Annotated in this window: 22 protein-coding genes and 1 pseudogene; 16 read left to right on the top strand and 7 right to left on the bottom strand. The window is 43.9% G+C overall.

The features are described 5' to 3' along the window. Window positions 1–177: pseudogene (locus tag AB7U21_RS04800) on the top strand (glycosyltransferase); the annotation flags it as partial. Window positions 178–436: 259 nt separating this feature from the next. On the opposite strand, the gene AB7U21_RS04805 reads toward AB7U21_RS04800, so the two are convergent. Further along, window positions 437–844, bottom strand: a complete 408-nt coding sequence (locus AB7U21_RS04805; protein ID WP_428387409.1) for an ArsR/SmtB family transcription factor — start codon at window positions 842–844, stop codon at window positions 437–439. A 117-nt stretch (window positions 845–961) separates the two neighbouring features. Here AB7U21_RS04805 and arsB point away from each other — a divergent pair, with 117 nt between their 5' ends. After that, complete coding sequence (arsB, locus tag AB7U21_RS04810; protein ID WP_428387411.1) at window positions 962–2,146, top strand: ACR3 family arsenite efflux transporter; 1,185 nt, start codon at window positions 962–964, stop codon at window positions 2,144–2,146. Between the two features lie 162 nt (window positions 2,147–2,308). Here arsB and AB7U21_RS04815 read toward each other — a convergent pair whose 3' ends face one another. Next, the gene (locus tag AB7U21_RS04815) at window positions 2,309–2,650 is read right to left on the bottom strand and encodes a hypothetical protein (protein ID WP_428387413.1); all 342 of its coding nucleotides are present in this window, start codon (window positions 2,648–2,650) and stop codon (window positions 2,309–2,311) included. A 369-nt stretch (window positions 2,651–3,019) separates the two neighbouring features. On the opposite strand from AB7U21_RS04815, the gene AB7U21_RS04820 reads away from it, so the two are divergent. Next, a complete protein-coding gene (locus tag AB7U21_RS04820) occupies window positions 3,020–3,907 on the top strand; it encodes a DUF1616 domain-containing protein (protein WP_428387415.1) in 888 nt (295 codons plus the stop codon). Continuing rightward, window positions 3,907–4,740 carry a CPBP family intramembrane glutamic endopeptidase gene (locus AB7U21_RS04825; protein WP_333787225.1) on the top strand — a complete coding sequence of 278 codons (834 nt, stop codon included), beginning with the start codon at window positions 3,907–3,909 and terminating at the stop codon, window positions 4,738–4,740. The genes AB7U21_RS04820 and AB7U21_RS04825 overlap by 1 nt, the downstream gene beginning before the upstream one ends. A 163-nt stretch (window positions 4,741–4,903) precedes the next feature. On the opposite strand, the gene AB7U21_RS04830 is transcribed toward AB7U21_RS04825, so the two are convergent. Next, window positions 4,904–5,176, bottom strand: coding sequence for a hypothetical protein (locus AB7U21_RS04830; RefSeq protein WP_333787224.1), 273 nt, complete (start codon window positions 5,174–5,176; stop codon window positions 4,904–4,906). A gap of 186 nt (window positions 5,177–5,362) precedes the next feature. On the opposite strand from AB7U21_RS04830, the gene AB7U21_RS04835 reads away from it, so the two are divergent. The 11 genes from AB7U21_RS04835 to ftsY all read left to right on the top strand — a co-directional run bounded on the left by AB7U21_RS04835 (window position 5,363) and on the right by ftsY (window position 11,741). Then, a complete protein-coding gene (locus tag AB7U21_RS04835; protein WP_333787223.1) occupies window positions 5,363–5,719 on the top strand; it encodes a hypothetical protein in 357 nt (118 codons plus the stop codon). A gap of 45 nt (window positions 5,720–5,764) precedes the next feature. After that, window positions 5,765–7,036: an adenylosuccinate synthase gene (locus tag AB7U21_RS04840; RefSeq protein WP_428387418.1), complete on the top strand. Its 1,272-nt coding sequence runs from the start codon at window positions 5,765–5,767 to the stop codon at window positions 7,034–7,036. Window positions 7,037–7,169: 133 nt separating this feature from the next. After that, complete coding sequence (locus tag AB7U21_RS04845; protein ID WP_333787221.1) at window positions 7,170–7,619, top strand: 30S ribosomal protein S19e; 450 nt, start codon at window positions 7,170–7,172, stop codon at window positions 7,617–7,619. Window positions 7,620–7,687: 68 nt separating this feature from the next. Beyond that, window positions 7,688–8,038 (top strand): DNA-binding protein, encoded by a 351-nt coding sequence (locus tag AB7U21_RS04850; RefSeq protein ID WP_292350899.1) that lies wholly within the window; start codon window positions 7,688–7,690, stop codon window positions 8,036–8,038. A gap of 9 nt (window positions 8,039–8,047) precedes the next feature. Beyond that, window positions 8,048–8,644 (top strand): DUF7411 family protein, encoded by a 597-nt coding sequence (locus AB7U21_RS04855; RefSeq protein WP_333787220.1) that lies wholly within the window; start codon window positions 8,048–8,050, stop codon window positions 8,642–8,644. A 125-nt stretch (window positions 8,645–8,769) separates the two neighbouring features. Next, window positions 8,770–8,925, top strand: coding sequence for a 50S ribosomal protein L39e (locus tag AB7U21_RS04860; protein WP_333787219.1), 156 nt, complete (start codon window positions 8,770–8,772; stop codon window positions 8,923–8,925). Window positions 8,926–8,938: 13 nt separating this feature from the next. Beyond that, complete coding sequence (locus AB7U21_RS04865) at window positions 8,939–9,205, top strand: 50S ribosomal protein L31e (protein WP_292350904.1); 267 nt, start codon at window positions 8,939–8,941, stop codon at window positions 9,203–9,205. Between the two features lie 45 nt (window positions 9,206–9,250). Continuing rightward, complete coding sequence (locus AB7U21_RS04870; RefSeq protein WP_428387433.1) at window positions 9,251–9,913, top strand: translation initiation factor IF-6; 663 nt, start codon at window positions 9,251–9,253, stop codon at window positions 9,911–9,913. 31 nt (window positions 9,914–9,944) lie between these two features. Continuing rightward, entirely contained in the window at window positions 9,945–10,121 is a 177-nt protein-coding gene (gene rpl18a / locus AB7U21_RS04875; protein ID WP_333787218.1) for a 50S ribosomal protein L18Ae, read from the top strand. 3 nt (window positions 10,122–10,124) lie between these two features. Beyond that, window positions 10,125–10,559 carry a prefoldin subunit alpha gene (gene pfdA / locus AB7U21_RS04880; RefSeq protein WP_333787217.1) on the top strand — a complete coding sequence of 145 codons (435 nt, stop codon included), beginning with the start codon at window positions 10,125–10,127 and terminating at the stop codon, window positions 10,557–10,559. A 33-nt stretch (window positions 10,560–10,592) separates the two neighbouring features. Next, window positions 10,593–11,741, top strand: coding sequence for a signal recognition particle-docking protein FtsY (ftsY, locus tag AB7U21_RS04885; protein WP_428387421.1), 1,149 nt, complete (start codon window positions 10,593–10,595; stop codon window positions 11,739–11,741). A gap of 42 nt (window positions 11,742–11,783) precedes the next feature. Here the strand turns inward: ftsY and trpA are convergent, their stop codons facing one another. The 4 genes from trpA to AB7U21_RS04905 all read right to left on the bottom strand — a co-directional run bounded on the left by trpA (window position 11,784) and on the right by AB7U21_RS04905 (window position 14,807). Continuing rightward, window positions 11,784–12,563 (bottom strand): tryptophan synthase subunit alpha, encoded by a 780-nt coding sequence (trpA, locus tag AB7U21_RS04890; RefSeq protein ID WP_428387423.1) that lies wholly within the window; start codon window positions 12,561–12,563, stop codon window positions 11,784–11,786. Continuing rightward, window positions 12,560–13,759, bottom strand: a complete 1,200-nt coding sequence (gene trpB, locus AB7U21_RS04895) for a tryptophan synthase subunit beta (RefSeq protein WP_428387425.1) — start codon at window positions 13,757–13,759, stop codon at window positions 12,560–12,562. Before trpB ends, trpA begins: the two co-directional genes overlap by 4 nt. Before the next feature lie 68 nt (window positions 13,760–13,827). Beyond that, window positions 13,828–14,013, bottom strand: coding sequence for a PspC domain-containing protein (locus tag AB7U21_RS04900; protein WP_428387427.1), 186 nt, complete (start codon window positions 14,011–14,013; stop codon window positions 13,828–13,830). Then, window positions 13,938–14,807 (bottom strand): indole-3-glycerol-phosphate synthase, encoded by an 870-nt coding sequence (locus tag AB7U21_RS04905; RefSeq protein ID WP_428387429.1) that lies wholly within the window; start codon window positions 14,805–14,807, stop codon window positions 13,938–13,940. The genes AB7U21_RS04900 and AB7U21_RS04905 overlap by 76 nt, the downstream gene beginning before the upstream one ends. 287 nt (window positions 14,808–15,094) lie before the next feature. Between AB7U21_RS04905 and AB7U21_RS04910 the strand changes: the two genes are divergently transcribed. Then, entirely contained in the window at window positions 15,095–15,901 is an 807-nt protein-coding gene (locus AB7U21_RS04910) for an archaellin/type IV pilin N-terminal domain-containing protein (RefSeq protein ID WP_428387431.1), read from the top strand. Window positions 15,902–15,985 lie beyond the last annotated feature (84 nt).

Here is a 15,985-nt window from a genome sequence, read left to right on the forward strand (position 1 = left end):
ATTATTGCTCCGGGAGGTCACAGTACTTTGATGGAAACCCCTAGCTTTGGCATTCCAGTACTTTCTTTTCCTGACAGCGGCCATACCGAACAGCAGAACAATGCCTCAGTAATAGCGGAAAACGAACTGGGGTACTGTCCTGATTATTCTGTTTCTCCTGATGAAATGCTCATGTATGTCAAAGATATAGTGTACAATGGGAAATTTGTAGGGAATGCACGATCAATGCGACAGTTGTCAGAACAGCTGAATGGCGCAAAAGCTATCTGCAAATTGCTGGAATCCTGTGCTGTATCCAGAGATCACGGTCGGAAAAGAATATCGTGGATCCCTGCACCTCTCAGAAGAACAAAGAACTGGGCCCGTAAGCTTCGAACTGGCTTTTTGCAGAGTGACGAAAGATCTGGCTGATTAATTAACTGGCCTGAGCAAATTTTCATTTTTCTTGGTAAATATCTCGGGCCCTTAACATGAAGAATACTTCAGGTTTTAATTTGTAATATGTGTACCTGGAACTTTTATAGGAATCAACAACCCCATTCTCTTTCATTACAGCCAGATGGTGCGAAACAAGGTTCTGCTTTTCCCCCAACACATAAACTAATGCTGTGACACAGTAATCTTGTTTAATAAGTTGATAAGCGATCTTCAATCTAATGGGATTGCTTAGTACTTTGAATACATTACATAGTTTATTGATCTCATTTTCATCTATGTTTGCTTCATTTTCCAACTCATGCTCCCATTCTTCCTTAAGGTCTTTGTCAACAGGACAACATTTCATAATGTTGTAGAGAAAACTGAATTCTATATAAGCGTTCATATCAACATACTTTGATGTCAAACTTGTGGTGTTATATTTACAAGATACATAATTGTAAAAAAAGAAGTCATTCAATATTGTTTGAAATGCTGGGATGCCTAAATATCAATAAAATCTAAAGAAAAAAGAGGCTTAGATATGGTAACAGAAGCATGTATTACCAAAGAGCCCAAAGGTCTCGGTTTTTTTGAAAAGTATCTTACTATATGGGTAGTTCTTTGTATCATTGCAGGTATATTACTTGGGAGATTTGCTCCCGGTGTATCTTTGTATCTTGACAGCCTGTCCATCTATGTCGGTGAAGCGCCGGTAGTTTCGATACCTATAGCCATCTGTCTGTTCTTCATGATGTATCCCATAATGGTGAAGATCGATTTTGGAGAGGTGCTTAAAGCCGGGAAACACTTCAAACCCGTCGGTCTTACTCTGTTCATCAACTGGGCAATAAAGCCTTTTACTATGTATGTTATCTCAGTCTTTTTCCTGGGCACACTTTTTTTGGATTTTATCGGACCGGAGGCTACTGACCTTGTCAAAATGCCTTTTGGTCTTGATCTGCCGGTAGGTGCAACGTATGGTGAAGGTACTGTAGTTCTGGCAGATGGTGTAAAAATGCTCGAAATACCTCTATGGCGCAGTTATCTGGCAGGATGTATCCTTCTGGGTATCGCCCCATGTACTGCCATGGTGCTGGTATGGGGTTTTCTTGCGAGGGGCAATGATGCTCACACTCTTATGATGGTAGCGATCAACTCTCTTACAATGCTGTTCCTTTACGGTCCCTTGGGAGGTTTCCTTCTTGGGGTGGGCAAACTTCCGGTGCCGTGGCAGGCATTGGCTCTTTCCATAGGTGTATATGTAGCTTTGCCACTTGCAGCTGGCTATGTATCCAGAAAAATAATCATACAGAGCAAAGGCGAAGCTTGGTTCAACACAAGTTTTGTTCATCTTCTTACCCCTGTGACCATCATAGCCCTGCTGATAACGCTCATCCTGTTGTTCAGCTTTAAAGGAGAGACCATTCTTGCACAACCACTTACAATCCTCTGGATAGCTATCCCCCTGTTCATCCAGACTACATTCATCTTCCTGCTGGGATATGTGCTCTCCAAGGGTCTGCATCTGAGCTACGAAGATGCCGCTCCTTCGGCTATGATAGGTGCATCCAATCATTTTGAGGTCGCAATTGCAACCGCTACCATCCTATTCGGTCTGTCATCAGGTGCTGCGCTTGCAACTGTAGTGGGTGTGCTTATAGAAGTGCCTGTGATGTTGATGCTGGTAAAGATATGCCTGAGGACAAAAGGCTGGTTTGCTACCTGATACCAACCTCTTTTAAACTTACTTTACTGTCTAAAAAGCAAGGAATGGAACATTATCTTGAAGCACATGCAATAATAGTGGTAAGAATACTAATGAAAAACGAAATCTCCAGATACTTAAAAAAGGAAAGACAATAATTGCCTTTTTGCAAGGCGTCAATCCTTATTTTTCAGTTTTGCGAAGGTTTTTCATCCTTTCAAGTTCCGCTTCAAGTTCCTGGATCTTTGTTTCTGCTATCCTGTCCTCCAGGTTCGCGAGCTCCTTGTCGGCTTTCAGGACCGTCGTACGTATCTTTTCGACAATGTTCTTTTCCAGGTCAAGCCTCTGTTTTTTTGTTTCTTTGACCAGGTCTTCCACCAGCATCTTGCCCTCCTCTTTGCTCAGGGCACCGGTATCAACCTTTTCCTTAACGAACTCTCTTATTCTCTCTTCAGACAATGCTGCCAATCCTGCACCTATGAGAGCAGCTGCACCAAGGATACCAACTTTTGTCATTTTATCCATGTATGAAACCCCCTTCTATATTTCAGAAAAACTCAGGTTCACTGTTCAGGTCATGCCAGAACTACGCCGTCACAAATGGAAACGTATCCATATAGGACAAATCTGTAACCTTTTTAGTAACTCAAGTTTGTATTTCCATTTAGAAAAGAATAGGTTTAATTCTCATATAAATATAATGGAATGTTTAGAAGCAAAAAGATTATTAGTTATATTATGTTTCAACTTTGTCCATTGTTCAAGGAAGAGTAAATTCAAATAATATAATAAATCTAATGAGCAAATAGACCTCTCTATGCAACCATTTAAATCTCTTTATTAAAACTCTGTTAGAAACATTCAATTACTATGAATTACATCACAGGGATAGCCATGCCAAATAAAAGGAAAAATTCTATTGACATTCCCATTGTTGTCGCTCTTGTATTGCTTACGGACCTGTTCATATTAATACCGGAGCTGGCATCCACTCCTGTCCGTACGGTGCTGGGTCTGCCTATGGTGCTATTCCTGCCTGGATATGCTTTAATAGCAGCTCTTTTTCCGGCAAAGGATGATCTTGACGGCATTGAACGTCTCGCGTTGGGTTTCGGTCTGAGTATTGCCGTAGTACCGCTGATAGGTCTTGGGCTAAACTACACACCCTGGGGTATAAGGCTCATTCCAATATTGATCTCTTTATCGGTCTTTACTCTATTTATGTGTGCAGTTGCTGTTTACAGGAGAGCTCATCTTCCTTCTGACAAGGCATTTTCAGTGTCTTCAGGTGAGGTGTATGGATCTTTAAAAGCCCCTCTGAGCGAACAACCAGAATCCCGGTTGGACCGTATTCTTACTATCATTCTTGTGATCTCGGTACTGGCATCAGTGGTGGCACTTACATATGTTGTAATTACTCCTAAACAGGGCGAAAAATTCACCGAATTCTATATACTTGGTATGGATGGCAAGGCGGAGAATTATACAACTCAGTATACTATGGGCGATAATGGCGAGGTAATCATCGGTGTGGTCAATCACGAATATGAGCGTGTTAAATATACAATGGATATCAGACTAAACAATGATTCGCTTTCAATTCCATCCAATGTGCAGAGTTTTAGCTTGGAACATAATGCTACCTGGGAGAGGCCTGTGATGTTCACTCCAAATTCTGTTGGCGATAACATGAAATTAGAGTTCCTGCTGTTCAAGAACGATGATCTAACTGTTCCTTATAGGGACCTTCATTTATGGGTCAATGTAACGCGAGGGGTATAATGCAGCCTAATGACGATAATGTTCATGTAAAACGGCAGGATCATGAATTATCCCGTCTGGCCACCAGGTCGGTACGCCCTGTTCTGGCTACTATCTTACTCATAGCGTTTGCAGAACTCTTCATGTTCTCAGGAATGCGGCGGGAAGCGATCATACTTCATACTTTTGTTCTTATAGCTGTATCTATAAGCACCGTAAGTCAAAAGGATAAATGTATGGCATGGGCTCTGCAGGCTCTTATGCTCTTGCCTTTATTAAGGCTGGTCAATTTCTCCATGCCCGTATTCTCTGAAATGGTCTTATATCGGTATTTCTATGTCTATATACCTTTGTTTATACCCATATTCCTTATTATAAGACATCAGAGTTTTTCCCTGGTACAGCTTGGTCTGTCTTTCAAGAAGTTTGTTCTTTACCTGCCTCTTTCATTTGTGATCGGTTTGCTGATAGCAGAAGCGGAGTTCTTTATTGTTCCTGTTGTTCCTCTTGTGCCAAACATGTCGTTCTATAATATGGTGGACATTGTTCTGATCATGGTCTTTTGTGTAGGTTTGGTGGAGGAGCTCATGTTCAGATCTCTTATTCAAACCAGACTTGAAGGCGTATTTGGTACCACAGTGGGACTTATTGCTACCAGCTTGCTTTTCGGTGTTATGAGTTCTGCTTATGGTACAGGTTCTGGTGTCCTTTTTGCATCACTGGTAGGTCTTATACTAGGTTATATGTTCATTAAAACTCGAAGCCTGCCTTTTGTTGCTCTTACCCATGGTCTTGTCAACGTCTTCCTTTTCAGCCTCATACCCCTTTTAGGGCCGGGGCTTGGAATACTCTGATAAATGGATATCTGCTGTTCACCATATTATAATATAATTTAGTGCACAGCTGGGTATCTAATACGATTGTAATGCTAAATAAAAGCAGGGTGCTGCAAAGAGATCTACAATCCCGTCATTTTAATATTCTATATTAGCAGCACTACTTCATTAACAATATTCATCAGATTATTGTTATGATCTTGTAAATTACTATAGCGGCAAAAGAGATCAGCAGTGGTATAATACTCATATCCAGTGAACACTTGATAATATTATTCCATCTTGTGGATGCGGATAGCATAAGCTTTGCACAGAGTAGCATAACCAATGCAAGGACCGCAAGGGCTCCATATTCGGGCAATCCCATTGCTGTAGTCATCGATGCTGCCGCACCATTTGTGGTGACAGATGCTACTGCACTTACTAACGCTGCAGATGCTATAGATATCAACATATTGTCCTGTCCATATTCCTTATCAGTATATATACCTTTTCTAGTATCCGATGGCATTATCATAATTTTTGTAATTCTTTTTGTACCAGATCCTATATCTATTGGGTATCTATTTAGTATCCATTGGATCGATTGTTTCCTCTTTCTATGCACAATTATTTATAGTTAACTAATATATTTATTAGTATGCCCGATGTACAGGATAAGAGCAAATCAAATCTTTATGGTATCAAAGGTATGCACAACGTTTATTCATGGCATGGCCTTGCTGTACACTTCAAGAACAGTTCCAGGGTCCAAAGGTGTGAATTCTATAGTTCATGTACATCTCCCCGCAGATCCAATTCCTGTAATTTCTCTATCAAAAGACAGGATGCAATTTACATGCTGGAGTCAGAGTTCAATGTAACACTTAATCTGGCTGAAAAACTTATCGATACTCTGCTTGATATGGGTAATGCACGTACTCTGCGCTGCAGTAAGAATGATAATGATCCTTTTGACGAAGGTACGCGGATGCTAGTATTCGACGAGGAATTATAAGTCTGCATCACAAAATTATTATGTATCGACGTTCATCTGCATCCTATGTTCACAATCATTACAGGTGCTCAGTTTGGTGATGAAGGCAAAGGGAAGATCGTTGATCTGATTTCTGATAAGTACGACCTCGTGGTCAGATTCCAGGGAGGGGATAATGCAGGCCACACTGTCAAAGTAGGGGATATTGTCTACAAACTGCATCTGATACCCTCAGGTTTTTTGCTTGATTCCAGAGTACTCATAGGTCCCGGTACGGTCCTGAATCCTCTGTCTCTGGCACAGGAACTGGAAATGCTTGCCAAGGGGGGGATCCATATTGGTCCTGAAAAGCTTGGTATAGATGCCAAGACCAGTATTATCATGCCATATCACATTGAACTCGACGGTCTGAAAGAGTCGAGTCGCTCTGAGAAGATAGGGACCACTAAAAAAGGTATAGGCTTTGCATATATAGACAAGGTTGCAAGAGATGAGATACGATTAGCTGACCTTACAGACAAGGCAAAGTTCCTTGCAAGGATCGGGGAACTGGCTTCCCAGAAGGAAAGTTCTATTCGGGAACTTGGCGGAGATCCCTCCGTTGTCATGGATAGTAGATCAATAGACCTCTATGTTTCACTGGGTCAAAAGTTTGCACCTTACGTAACGGATGTATCTCTGGAAATCAACAAAGCATTGGAAGAAGGCAAAAATGTGCTTGCTGAAGGTGCACAGGGAACACATCTTGATGTGACCCATGGGACTCAGAAATTTGTCACTTCTTCCAGTACTATTGCCGGCTCTGCATGTGCTAATCTGGGAGTTGGGCCAACAAAGGTGGATAATGTGCTGGGCATAGTCAAGGCATACATCACTCGTGTAGGTGAAGGTCCTCTGCCAACTGAACTGAAGGATGATGTGGGAAAACAGCTCCAGCAGGTTGGAAGGGAGTTCGGTACCACCACTGGCCGGGCAAGACGTTGCGGCTGGTTTGACATGCCTCTGGTAAAGAAGGCTGTTTTTCTCAATGGTTATACGGAACTTGCTCTTACAAAGCTCGATGTTCTTTCTGATATTGATCCGCTGAAAGTCTGTGTCGGATATGAACTGGATGGTAAGTTCATGGACTATCCTCCTGAGCTCACTGGTGATCTTGCCCGGTGTGTTCCTATTTTTGAGGAATTACCAGGTTGGTCGAATGATCTTACTAATGTACGCCAGTTCTCCGACCTGCCTGATGCTGCCCGTAGGTATGTGGCATATCTTGAGGAAAAGACAGGAATTCCCATAGAATATATCTCAGTGGGTCCTGGAAGGGAACAGACCTTCAGAAAATAACTATTTCCTTTCCTTTCTGCCGAAAAGCGTATATACTAACTGAGAGTTTAAAACCAATACTCCACCGTATCTAAGTTTCCAGATGCTGAGTCCAATTGTCTGAAAATTTATTATCTAATCCAGGGAGAATAGAATGACTACGTTATATGATGTTCCTGCAAGTGACCTGATCTCTAAGGTAGCAGAAAAGTTGAAGGAGAATGAGCATGTAAAACCTCCTGAATGGGCGGCCTATGTTAAGACCGGTGCCCACAAGGAGCTTGCTCCCACGAACAATGACTGGTGGTACATTCGCTGTGCCGCTGTGTTAAGAACTATTTATACCGATGGTCCCATCGGCGTAGAGAGGCTGAGGTCTGTCTACGGAGGTAAAAAAGATATGGGTTCCCAACCCCACAGAAAGGCTAAGGGAAGCGGTTCCATTGCCAGAGAAGCTGCACAACAGCTTGAATCAGCAGGCTTTGTCCGCTCACTGAAAAGTGGTCGTGTAGTGTCCCCAGCCGGTCAATCCATGCTGGACAATACTGCATATGAGGTCAAGCAGGCACTATTAGAGAAGATCCCCGGACTTGCCAAATACTAAGGCGGCAGTCGGTGGCAGATCCAATTCATAAATTCCTGTAAATTGACAGTATATTCACAGGTGATTGCATGGCAGGTGAACTTGAGGATATCCGCAGAAAGAGGCTTGAACAGTTACAGCACCAGCAGGCTGCCCAAATGCATCCTGATATCCAGGCTGCTTATCAGCAGGAACAGATGCAAGCCGAACTGGAGGCTAAGAAGCAATCTATTCTTCGGCAGATCCTCACCCCAGAGGCAAGAGAACGTCTGACTACACTGAAAATGTCCAGGCCCGAACTAGTGGAACAGCTGGAGTCCCAGTTAATAATGCTTGCACAGAACGGGCGCCTGCAGTCTCAGATAACAGATGAGAAATTGAAAGCTCTGTTGGCCCAAATGCAGCCCAAGAAGCGTAAGACCACTATCACGAGGGTATAATACGAGGTCATGAAAGCATCAGTTCTTTTCAGCGGTGGAAAGGACAGTTCTCTGTCGGCTATACTGCTTGAGCCATTCTTTGAAATAGAATTGGTGACGTGTACCTTCGGTGTGCTCCCTGTGGGCGAGGTTGCTAGAAAAGCGGCTGAAAGGCTTGGTTTTCCCCACCGGACTCTTGAACTTGACAGACAGGTGCTGGAAGGGGCCTATGGTTTCCTTCTAAGGGATGGTTTCCCCAGAAGCGCCATAAACCATATCCATTATATGGCTGTGGAACGGCTTGCTTATGAGAAGAATGTTTCAGTAGTTATTGATGGAGTGCGCAGGGATGACCGTGTTCCCGTATTGACCATTGGTCAGTCCCGCAGCATAGAGGACAGGTCAGGTATAATGTATATATGTCCGCTAAAGGGATACGGCAGATCTGCTGTTGATCTTCTGGTAAATAAACATCTGATAATAGAGGAAGGCCAAAGTTCAGAGGTCATAAAAGCAGATTATGAAACGGAATTGCGTGAGATCATACGTCAAAGACATGGTGAAAATATGATTGGGAAGCTTTTTCCCTCTCATGTTCAGTCTCATGTCATTGGCCGTAAGAGCTAATATATTATCGCGAGTGAACAATACATATCTTAAACGGATATCTATAAACACAGCGAAATCTACAATAAAGCCAAACTTTGATATACATCTTATTCGATTTATGATTCCATAGATAGGTGAGACAAGTGAGCCAGAATACTAAAGGACAAAAAATTAGGCTTGCAAAAGCACACAGGCAGAACCACAGGGTTCCAACTTGGGTGATAATCAAGACCGGTAGAAAGGTTGTAGGTCATCCAAAGAGGAGAAGCTGGAGAAGAAGCGATCTGGATGCGAAGTAAGTAGGTGATGATGATGGCAGAAGATGCAGTTAAAGAGCAGGTCTATACGATCCCTCTGCGTTCAATTAAAGAACTCCCCAGGTACAGAAGGGCGGATAAGGCTATGACGCTCATAAGGAATTACCTTACCAAACACATGAAGGTAGGATCCGACCAGGTAAAGTTGCACGCGACCATTAATGAGAAAGTGTGGGAAAGAGGTATGCAGAAGCCTCCATCCTTTATAAGGGTACGTGCTGCGAAGTTTGAAGATGGAGTGGTAGAGGCAGAACTTGCCTGAAACTGCTACCCTATCTTATTTCAGAAAGCGAAGTACATCGAAATGATGATCCCTACTCTGGATATAATGGATACCCCTGTGATCGGGGTTTTCGCAACTTGTACGGAAGACGTTGCTCTGGTGCCATGTGGCACAAAAGCAAATGCCAAGGACTTTATAGCTGACAATTTACATGTTCAGGTACTTGAGGTCATATTGAGCCAAAGCAGTGTGATCGGCTCTATGATAAGGGGCAATTCAAATGGATTTATTGTTCCTAGAGGTGGTTTTGTTGAGGGCTTGGAAGGTATAGGTCTTACTATATCCGTTCTTCCTGATAAGTTGAATGCAGTTGGAAATATTGTTCTAGCTAACGATTCAGCTGCTCTTGTCCACCCGGATCTGTCTGACAAATCTATAGATATCATTGCGCAAACCTTGAAAGTGAATGTGCACAGGGGTACTATCGCAGGTCTGAAAACAGTAGGTATGGCCGGGACAGCAACAAACAAGGGACTGCTTGTGCATCCCAGGACCACTGCACAGGAGCTGGCATTCCTTGAAGATATATTTGAACTGCCTGTGGATGTGGGAACTACCAATTACGGCACTCCAATGGTAGGCTCAGGCCTGCTGGCAAATTCCAAAGGTTATGTGGCAGGTTCAAAGACCACCGGCTATGAGCTGGGCAGGATCGAGGGTGCTCTGGGTTTTATTTCGAAAGATTAAGAATATTTCAATCTATATATGGGTGATCGATATGAAGGACTTTGTTGTTAAAGGGAAGTTCAAAGCCGGATGTGAATGGGAAAAATTCACCAAGCAAGTTGTTAGCCAGAATGAGAAAAATGCAGAGGATAAGGTCTATTCTCTCTTTGGCAGCAAGCATGGCATTAAAAGGATGTTTGTAAGAATAGAAAGTATTGCTGAGGCATGATCCATGGCAGAGATGAATGACGCGGACCCGCGCAGCCTCTTGATGCAGCACCGTGAGTATCAGCGTAGAGCAGAAGCTTTACAGCAGCAGATAAGCATGGTAAGTCTGTCTGCACAGGACTGCCAGCGGGCCATCACTACCATTGAGGAGCTGGAAAAAGAAAAGGCAGGTGCTCAGACCATGGTTCCTATTGGGTCCGGTTCATTCGTCTATGCTAAGCTCGATATGATCGATAAAGTAGTGGTCAATGTTGGGGCTGGTATCAGTATCGAGAAATCCGTTCCTGAAGCAAAGGAAATTCTTCAGAGACGTAAGAACGAGCTTGATAAGATACTGGAAAAGATGAATACCACCCTAGGGCAATTGGCTCAGGGCATGCAGGCTATTGAAGCTCAGGTAGCTGCACTGCAGCAGGGTGCACAGTCAGGCACCCAGTGATTTTTTTACTATCATTTCCGCAGAGTTGATCGTATGTTCAATAAACTGAAAGAAAAGCTCAGCGGCTTTACAAAAAGTCTCGGCAAACAGATCGATGAAAAGGCCGTTCCTGTGGAGTCTGTTCAGGAAGAAGTAGCTGAAATCCCTTTTGTTTCTCCCTCAGGATCAGAAACAGAGCAGCAGCCTCTAGTTGATACTGCAACCGAAATTACTATCGATGAGGTAGAACCGCAGAAGACTTTTGTTTCAGATCTGAATATAGATACAAAAGCTTCCAGATCCCAGGAGCAGAAGAAGACCGGCCTGATAAGCAAGGCAAAGGCTCTGGTCTTTGAGCGCGAGTTCATTCTGGACGAGAAGGATCTTGAAGAACCTCTGTGGGACCTCCAGATCGCCTTGCTTGAGAGCGATATTGCTCTCACTGTTGCGGAAGCCATTACAGAGGCTGTGAGATCCGAACTTGTAGGTTCCCGCAGGAAGATCGGTAAGGATACCACTGACATTGTTGAGCAGACTTTACGCAATGCTTTATATGATGTGATGAGTGCAAACGTTTTTGACCTTGATGATTATGTCAGGAATGCCAGGAAGCCAGTGCACATTGTTTTTGTAGGCATCAATGGCACTGGAAAGACCACCAGCATCGCTAAGACAGCAAAACGTTTTAAGGACATGGGATATTCCGTAGTCCTTGCAGCAGGTGACACCTTCAGGGCAGGTGCCATCGACCAGTTGCAGATACATGGTGACAGGGTAGGCGTAAAGGTTATCCGACATCAGGAAGGCGGTGACCCTGCAGCAGTTGTTTACGATGCGATGCAATATGCTAAAGCCCACAAGGCCGACATAGTGCTATCGGATACTGCAGGCCGCATGCATACCAACCTCAATCTTATGGAACAGCTCAAGAAGGTCTGCAGGGTAAGTGCTCCAGATCTTATTATTTTCGTGGATGAGGCTGTGGCCGGCAATGATGCCGTAGAGCGGGCAGCCCAGTTCAACGAAGCAGTGCCCATAAACGGTTCCATTTTAACCAAGACGGATGCAGACGCCAAAGGAGGCGCTGCTATATCCATTGCATATATCACGGGCAAACCTATCCTGTTCTTAGGCATGGGCCAGGGTTACGATGATCTGAAGAAGTTCGATCCCAGGTGGTTCGTAGATCAGATCTTTGAGTGATATGATCTTATTCTATATGATTATGTAAAATGGTGCAGCAGCCTATTGGCCACTGCAACCGGCCTTCAGTTCCTCAGATAAATGTTCCAATCTTTCTTCCACATTGTCCTGGGAAGCTATGATGTTCACAAAGGCCGATCCCACTATTACGGCATCGGCACCTGCTGCAATCACCTCTGCAGCCTGCTTGCCATTGGATATGCCAAACCCAACTGCCCTGGGAAGGGTTGTGTTCACTTTCTCCAGGATCTCCTTTGTGGACCTTGCCACATCAGCACGGGCTCCTGTGACTCCCAGGCGGGATACTATATATAAGAATCCTGAACCTTTGCTGAATATCTTCTGCATCCTGTCCCTGTCCGTTACAGGAGTTACCATGAATATCATGTCAACACCATGTGCTTTACAAGCTTTGAGGATATCATCGGCTTCCTCTATGGGCAGATCAGGCACTATTATGCCGGTGATGCCTGATGCAGCACAGTCCTTCACGAACGTTTCCACACCTCTTCTGAAGATGAGGTTATAGTATGTCATGCATACCAGCGGCACTTGCTCTTTAATGGATGCAGCAAGTTCAAAATAGACGTCCGGGTTCATACCGGCTTCCAGAGACCTGTCAGATGCAGCCTGGATCGTAGGTCCGTCTGCCACAGGGTCTGAGAAAGGCAAGCCCAGTTCCACTATGTCAGCTCCGCCCTTTACAAGTGCGTGCACATATTTTCCAGTGTCTTCTGAACTGGGATCTCCTGCACATACATAAGCAATGAGAGCTTTCTCATTCTTTGCTTTCAGTTCACGGAACTTATCTGCTATTCTCATAATTTCTCCTCGCTGGTAGTTGCTTTTACCTTCAATACGGTTTCAAGGTCTTTGTCCCCTCTTCCGGAAAGGCTCACCACCACCAGATCCCCAAGTTCACCGGTATCTGCCATTTTCTTTATGTAAGCCAGTGCATGAGATGATTCGAGTGCCGGGATTATACCCTCAAGCCTGCAAAGTTCATGGAAAGCATCCAGAGCTTCCTGGTCGTTGACACTGCCGGGCTGAATTCTGCCTGTTTCTGCCAGATATGCAAGTTCAGGTCCAACCCCTGAGTAATCCAGTCCGGCGGACACAGACGTAGATTCAAGGATCTGTCCGTACTTATCCTGCAGTATAAGCGTTCTTGCACCCTGCAGGATCCCCTCCTCGCCCGCTCCAAGGGAAGCAGAATGCATTGCGGTCTTTCCCTGCACCTGCATACCGCAACCTCCCGCCTCCACCGGTAAGAGCTTCACATCAGTATCTTCTACGAAGGGATGGAATATGCCCATTGCATTGCTTCCCCCGCCTGCACAGGCAACAATGGAGTCAGGAAGCCTTCCTTCTTTTTCCATGATCTGCTGTCTGACTTCCGTGCCAATCACACTCTGGAAGTCCCTCACGATCATTGGATAGGGGTGGGGTCCCACTACAGAACCGATAAGATAGTGTGTATTTTCCACATTGGTTACCCAATCTCTCAGAGCCTCATTTATCGCATCTTTCAGGGTCATTGATCCGGACCTCACAGGGTGGACCGTCGTACCCATAAGTTCCATGCGATACACATTCATTCTCTGCCTTTCCACATCCTTTGCACCCATATATACAACAGTCTCAAATCCAAGATTAGCTCCTGCCATCGCAGTTGCAGTACCATGCTGTCCGGCTCCCGTTTCAGCGATGATCCTTTTCTTGCCCATGTATTTGGCAAGCAGTGCCTGCCCAATGGTGTTGTTAAGTTTGTGAGCACCACCGTGCACCAGATCCTCACGTTTGAGGTATATCTTTGCACTATATTTCTTGCTTAAGTTCCTTGCATGGTACAGAGGTGTGCTGCGCCCTGCGAACTCCGTAAGATAGTAGTTCAGTTCCCTGAGAAACTCGGGATCTTCCTTGTATCGCTCGTATTCCTCTTCCAGTTCATTCAATGCCGGCATCAGCACTTCGGGCACGAACTGGCCACCGAACCTCCCATAAGTAGGCTTTTGCATAGTTTACACTCCGGTTATCTGTATTGATCCTAATTTAGTAATAGGCCGTTTTTAATTATTTGATCGTTTTAATATTCTTCAGGAATTATCAGCCAGGCGATAAAATACGCCGGGATCCCTCCGCCACCCAGGAATATCAGAAATATCCACAGGAGCCTTACCAGGGTCGGGTCGATATTCAGAAATGTTCCGATCCCTCCACATACGCCTGCAATGATTCTTTCACTTTTGGACCTGCAAAGTTTTTTGTACATTTTTGTGCCTCCACTAGCTCCTTTGTCTTATGGTATATATCATCGCTTTTAATTATAGCGGTCCCTATGAGAAGAGCATCGGCACCAGCTTCTATTACTTTTCCTGCATCTGCACCTGAATATATCCCACTTTCGCTGATGATAACGTGATCAGTGCCATGTTCAGTATCGTATTTCCTTACAAGCGGAGCCAGTACTATAGTATTGTTGAGGCTCACTTCCATTGTATGGAAATTCCTGTTATTGATGCCTATTAGTTTTGCATTTGTTGCAAGGGCTATGTATAGTTCTTCTTCGCTTTGTGTTTCCACCAGTGGCTCCATGCCCTTTGAAATAGCAAGGTCTACAAATTCTCCTAATCTGGCTCCAAGCACGCCTGTTATTAGCAATATGATGTCACAGGATATTTCTCCCAGCTGTTTTTCATCAATGATGAAGTCCTTCCTGAGCACCGGTACATTCACTTCCCTTCTGACATTTTCTAAGTTAGCAAGTGACCCGTGAAAGAATTTTGGCTCAGTCAGTACCGAAATAGCAACAGCTCCCGCTCTTTCCATTTGCATTGCTATGGTGGCTGCCTTTTCCGGCGGTATATCCATATATTTTTCTGAGGGTGATGCAGGCTTCACTTCCGATATAACGGGTATATGACCTTCCATTTGTTTTTTTCGTATAGAAGCTACTATATCTCTTTTGTTATCCTTTTTCATGTCATGTTCGTCCTGATCAGGACCTTTTATAGCAGCTACCCTTTTAGAAGTTTCATTAAGGATCTGATTAACAACATCGTGCATTATATCCTCTTTATCTACATTGGTGTATAACTATGTACATACAATACCTTCTACTTAAAGATTTTGCCAGAGGGTGATAATAATATCCATGTCGTGACACCACTTCTTTTCACGATGAATTCTTTTTGTATACTTTGGTTTATTCATGGATCCAATTACGCTTCAATTATTAACAAAAGATAAGTTTGGGATGTTTAATGTTTGAGATTTGCAACCATATCTTTTTTATATATTAAATACTAATATAATAACATCCTTATATTATGGATGTTGAAAGGAGAATACACATGAAAGCAAACAGAAGAAAAACATTATTCAGAAACACAGGTGCCCAGGTGGGTATAGGCACTCTTATTATCTTCATTGCAATGGTGCTGGTTGCAGCCGTGGCTGCTGCTGTACTTATCCAGACATCTGGTACATTGCAGCAGAAGGCTCAGTCTACAGGTAAACAGGCAACTCAGGAAGTATCTTCCAACCTTATAGTCAAGAACATTGAAGGCGTGCGCGCAAAGGATAGTGCTACTTCCATGTCCTCTACCATTGACCTGCTGAAATTGAAGGTTGGTCTGAACGTAGGAAGTGCCTCAGTGGATGTGAACCAGGTGGTTGTCTCTATTACTGATGGTACCACTGCCAATAACCTCGTATATGCAGGCAATCATAAATCCTATGCAAACATCGGTGCATCAGATGGAGAAATGGACAATTTTAACTCTTCCAGTGCTGCAACTAATCTTCAAACTCTTCTTACAAAGCAAACTACTGCAATCACCACGTTTAACAACTGTGATCACTATTTTACAGTAGAGCGTATACGTGATGAAGATGCGTCTTTCTCCCAGTCTAACCCTGTGATGAACACTGGTGACCTTATCAACGTATACATTGCCACAACTTCCTCTACCGCAACTGGCTATAACCTTGTAAGTACCGTCGATACTTCAGCAGGTCTTAAGAATTCGGGCCTTAACCTGGTGCCAAGAAGCGTTGTTAACATCATTCTCACTCCGGAATCAGGTGTAGTAACGAACGCTGATTTCGTGACGCCTTCATCATACGGTGTGAAAGAGGCTGTACAGCTTTATCCATAAAATCTTCAGTAATTTGTTAAAGGAGGCGATCTTATGAAATCTAACAGAAAATGTAATTTATACAGGAACAGTAGTGCTCAGGTG

Origin of the sequence: Methanomethylovorans sp., assembly GCF_050177135.1 — an archaeon.
Classification (GTDB): Archaea; Halobacteriota; Methanosarcinia; order Methanosarcinales; family Methanosarcinaceae; genus Methanomethylovorans.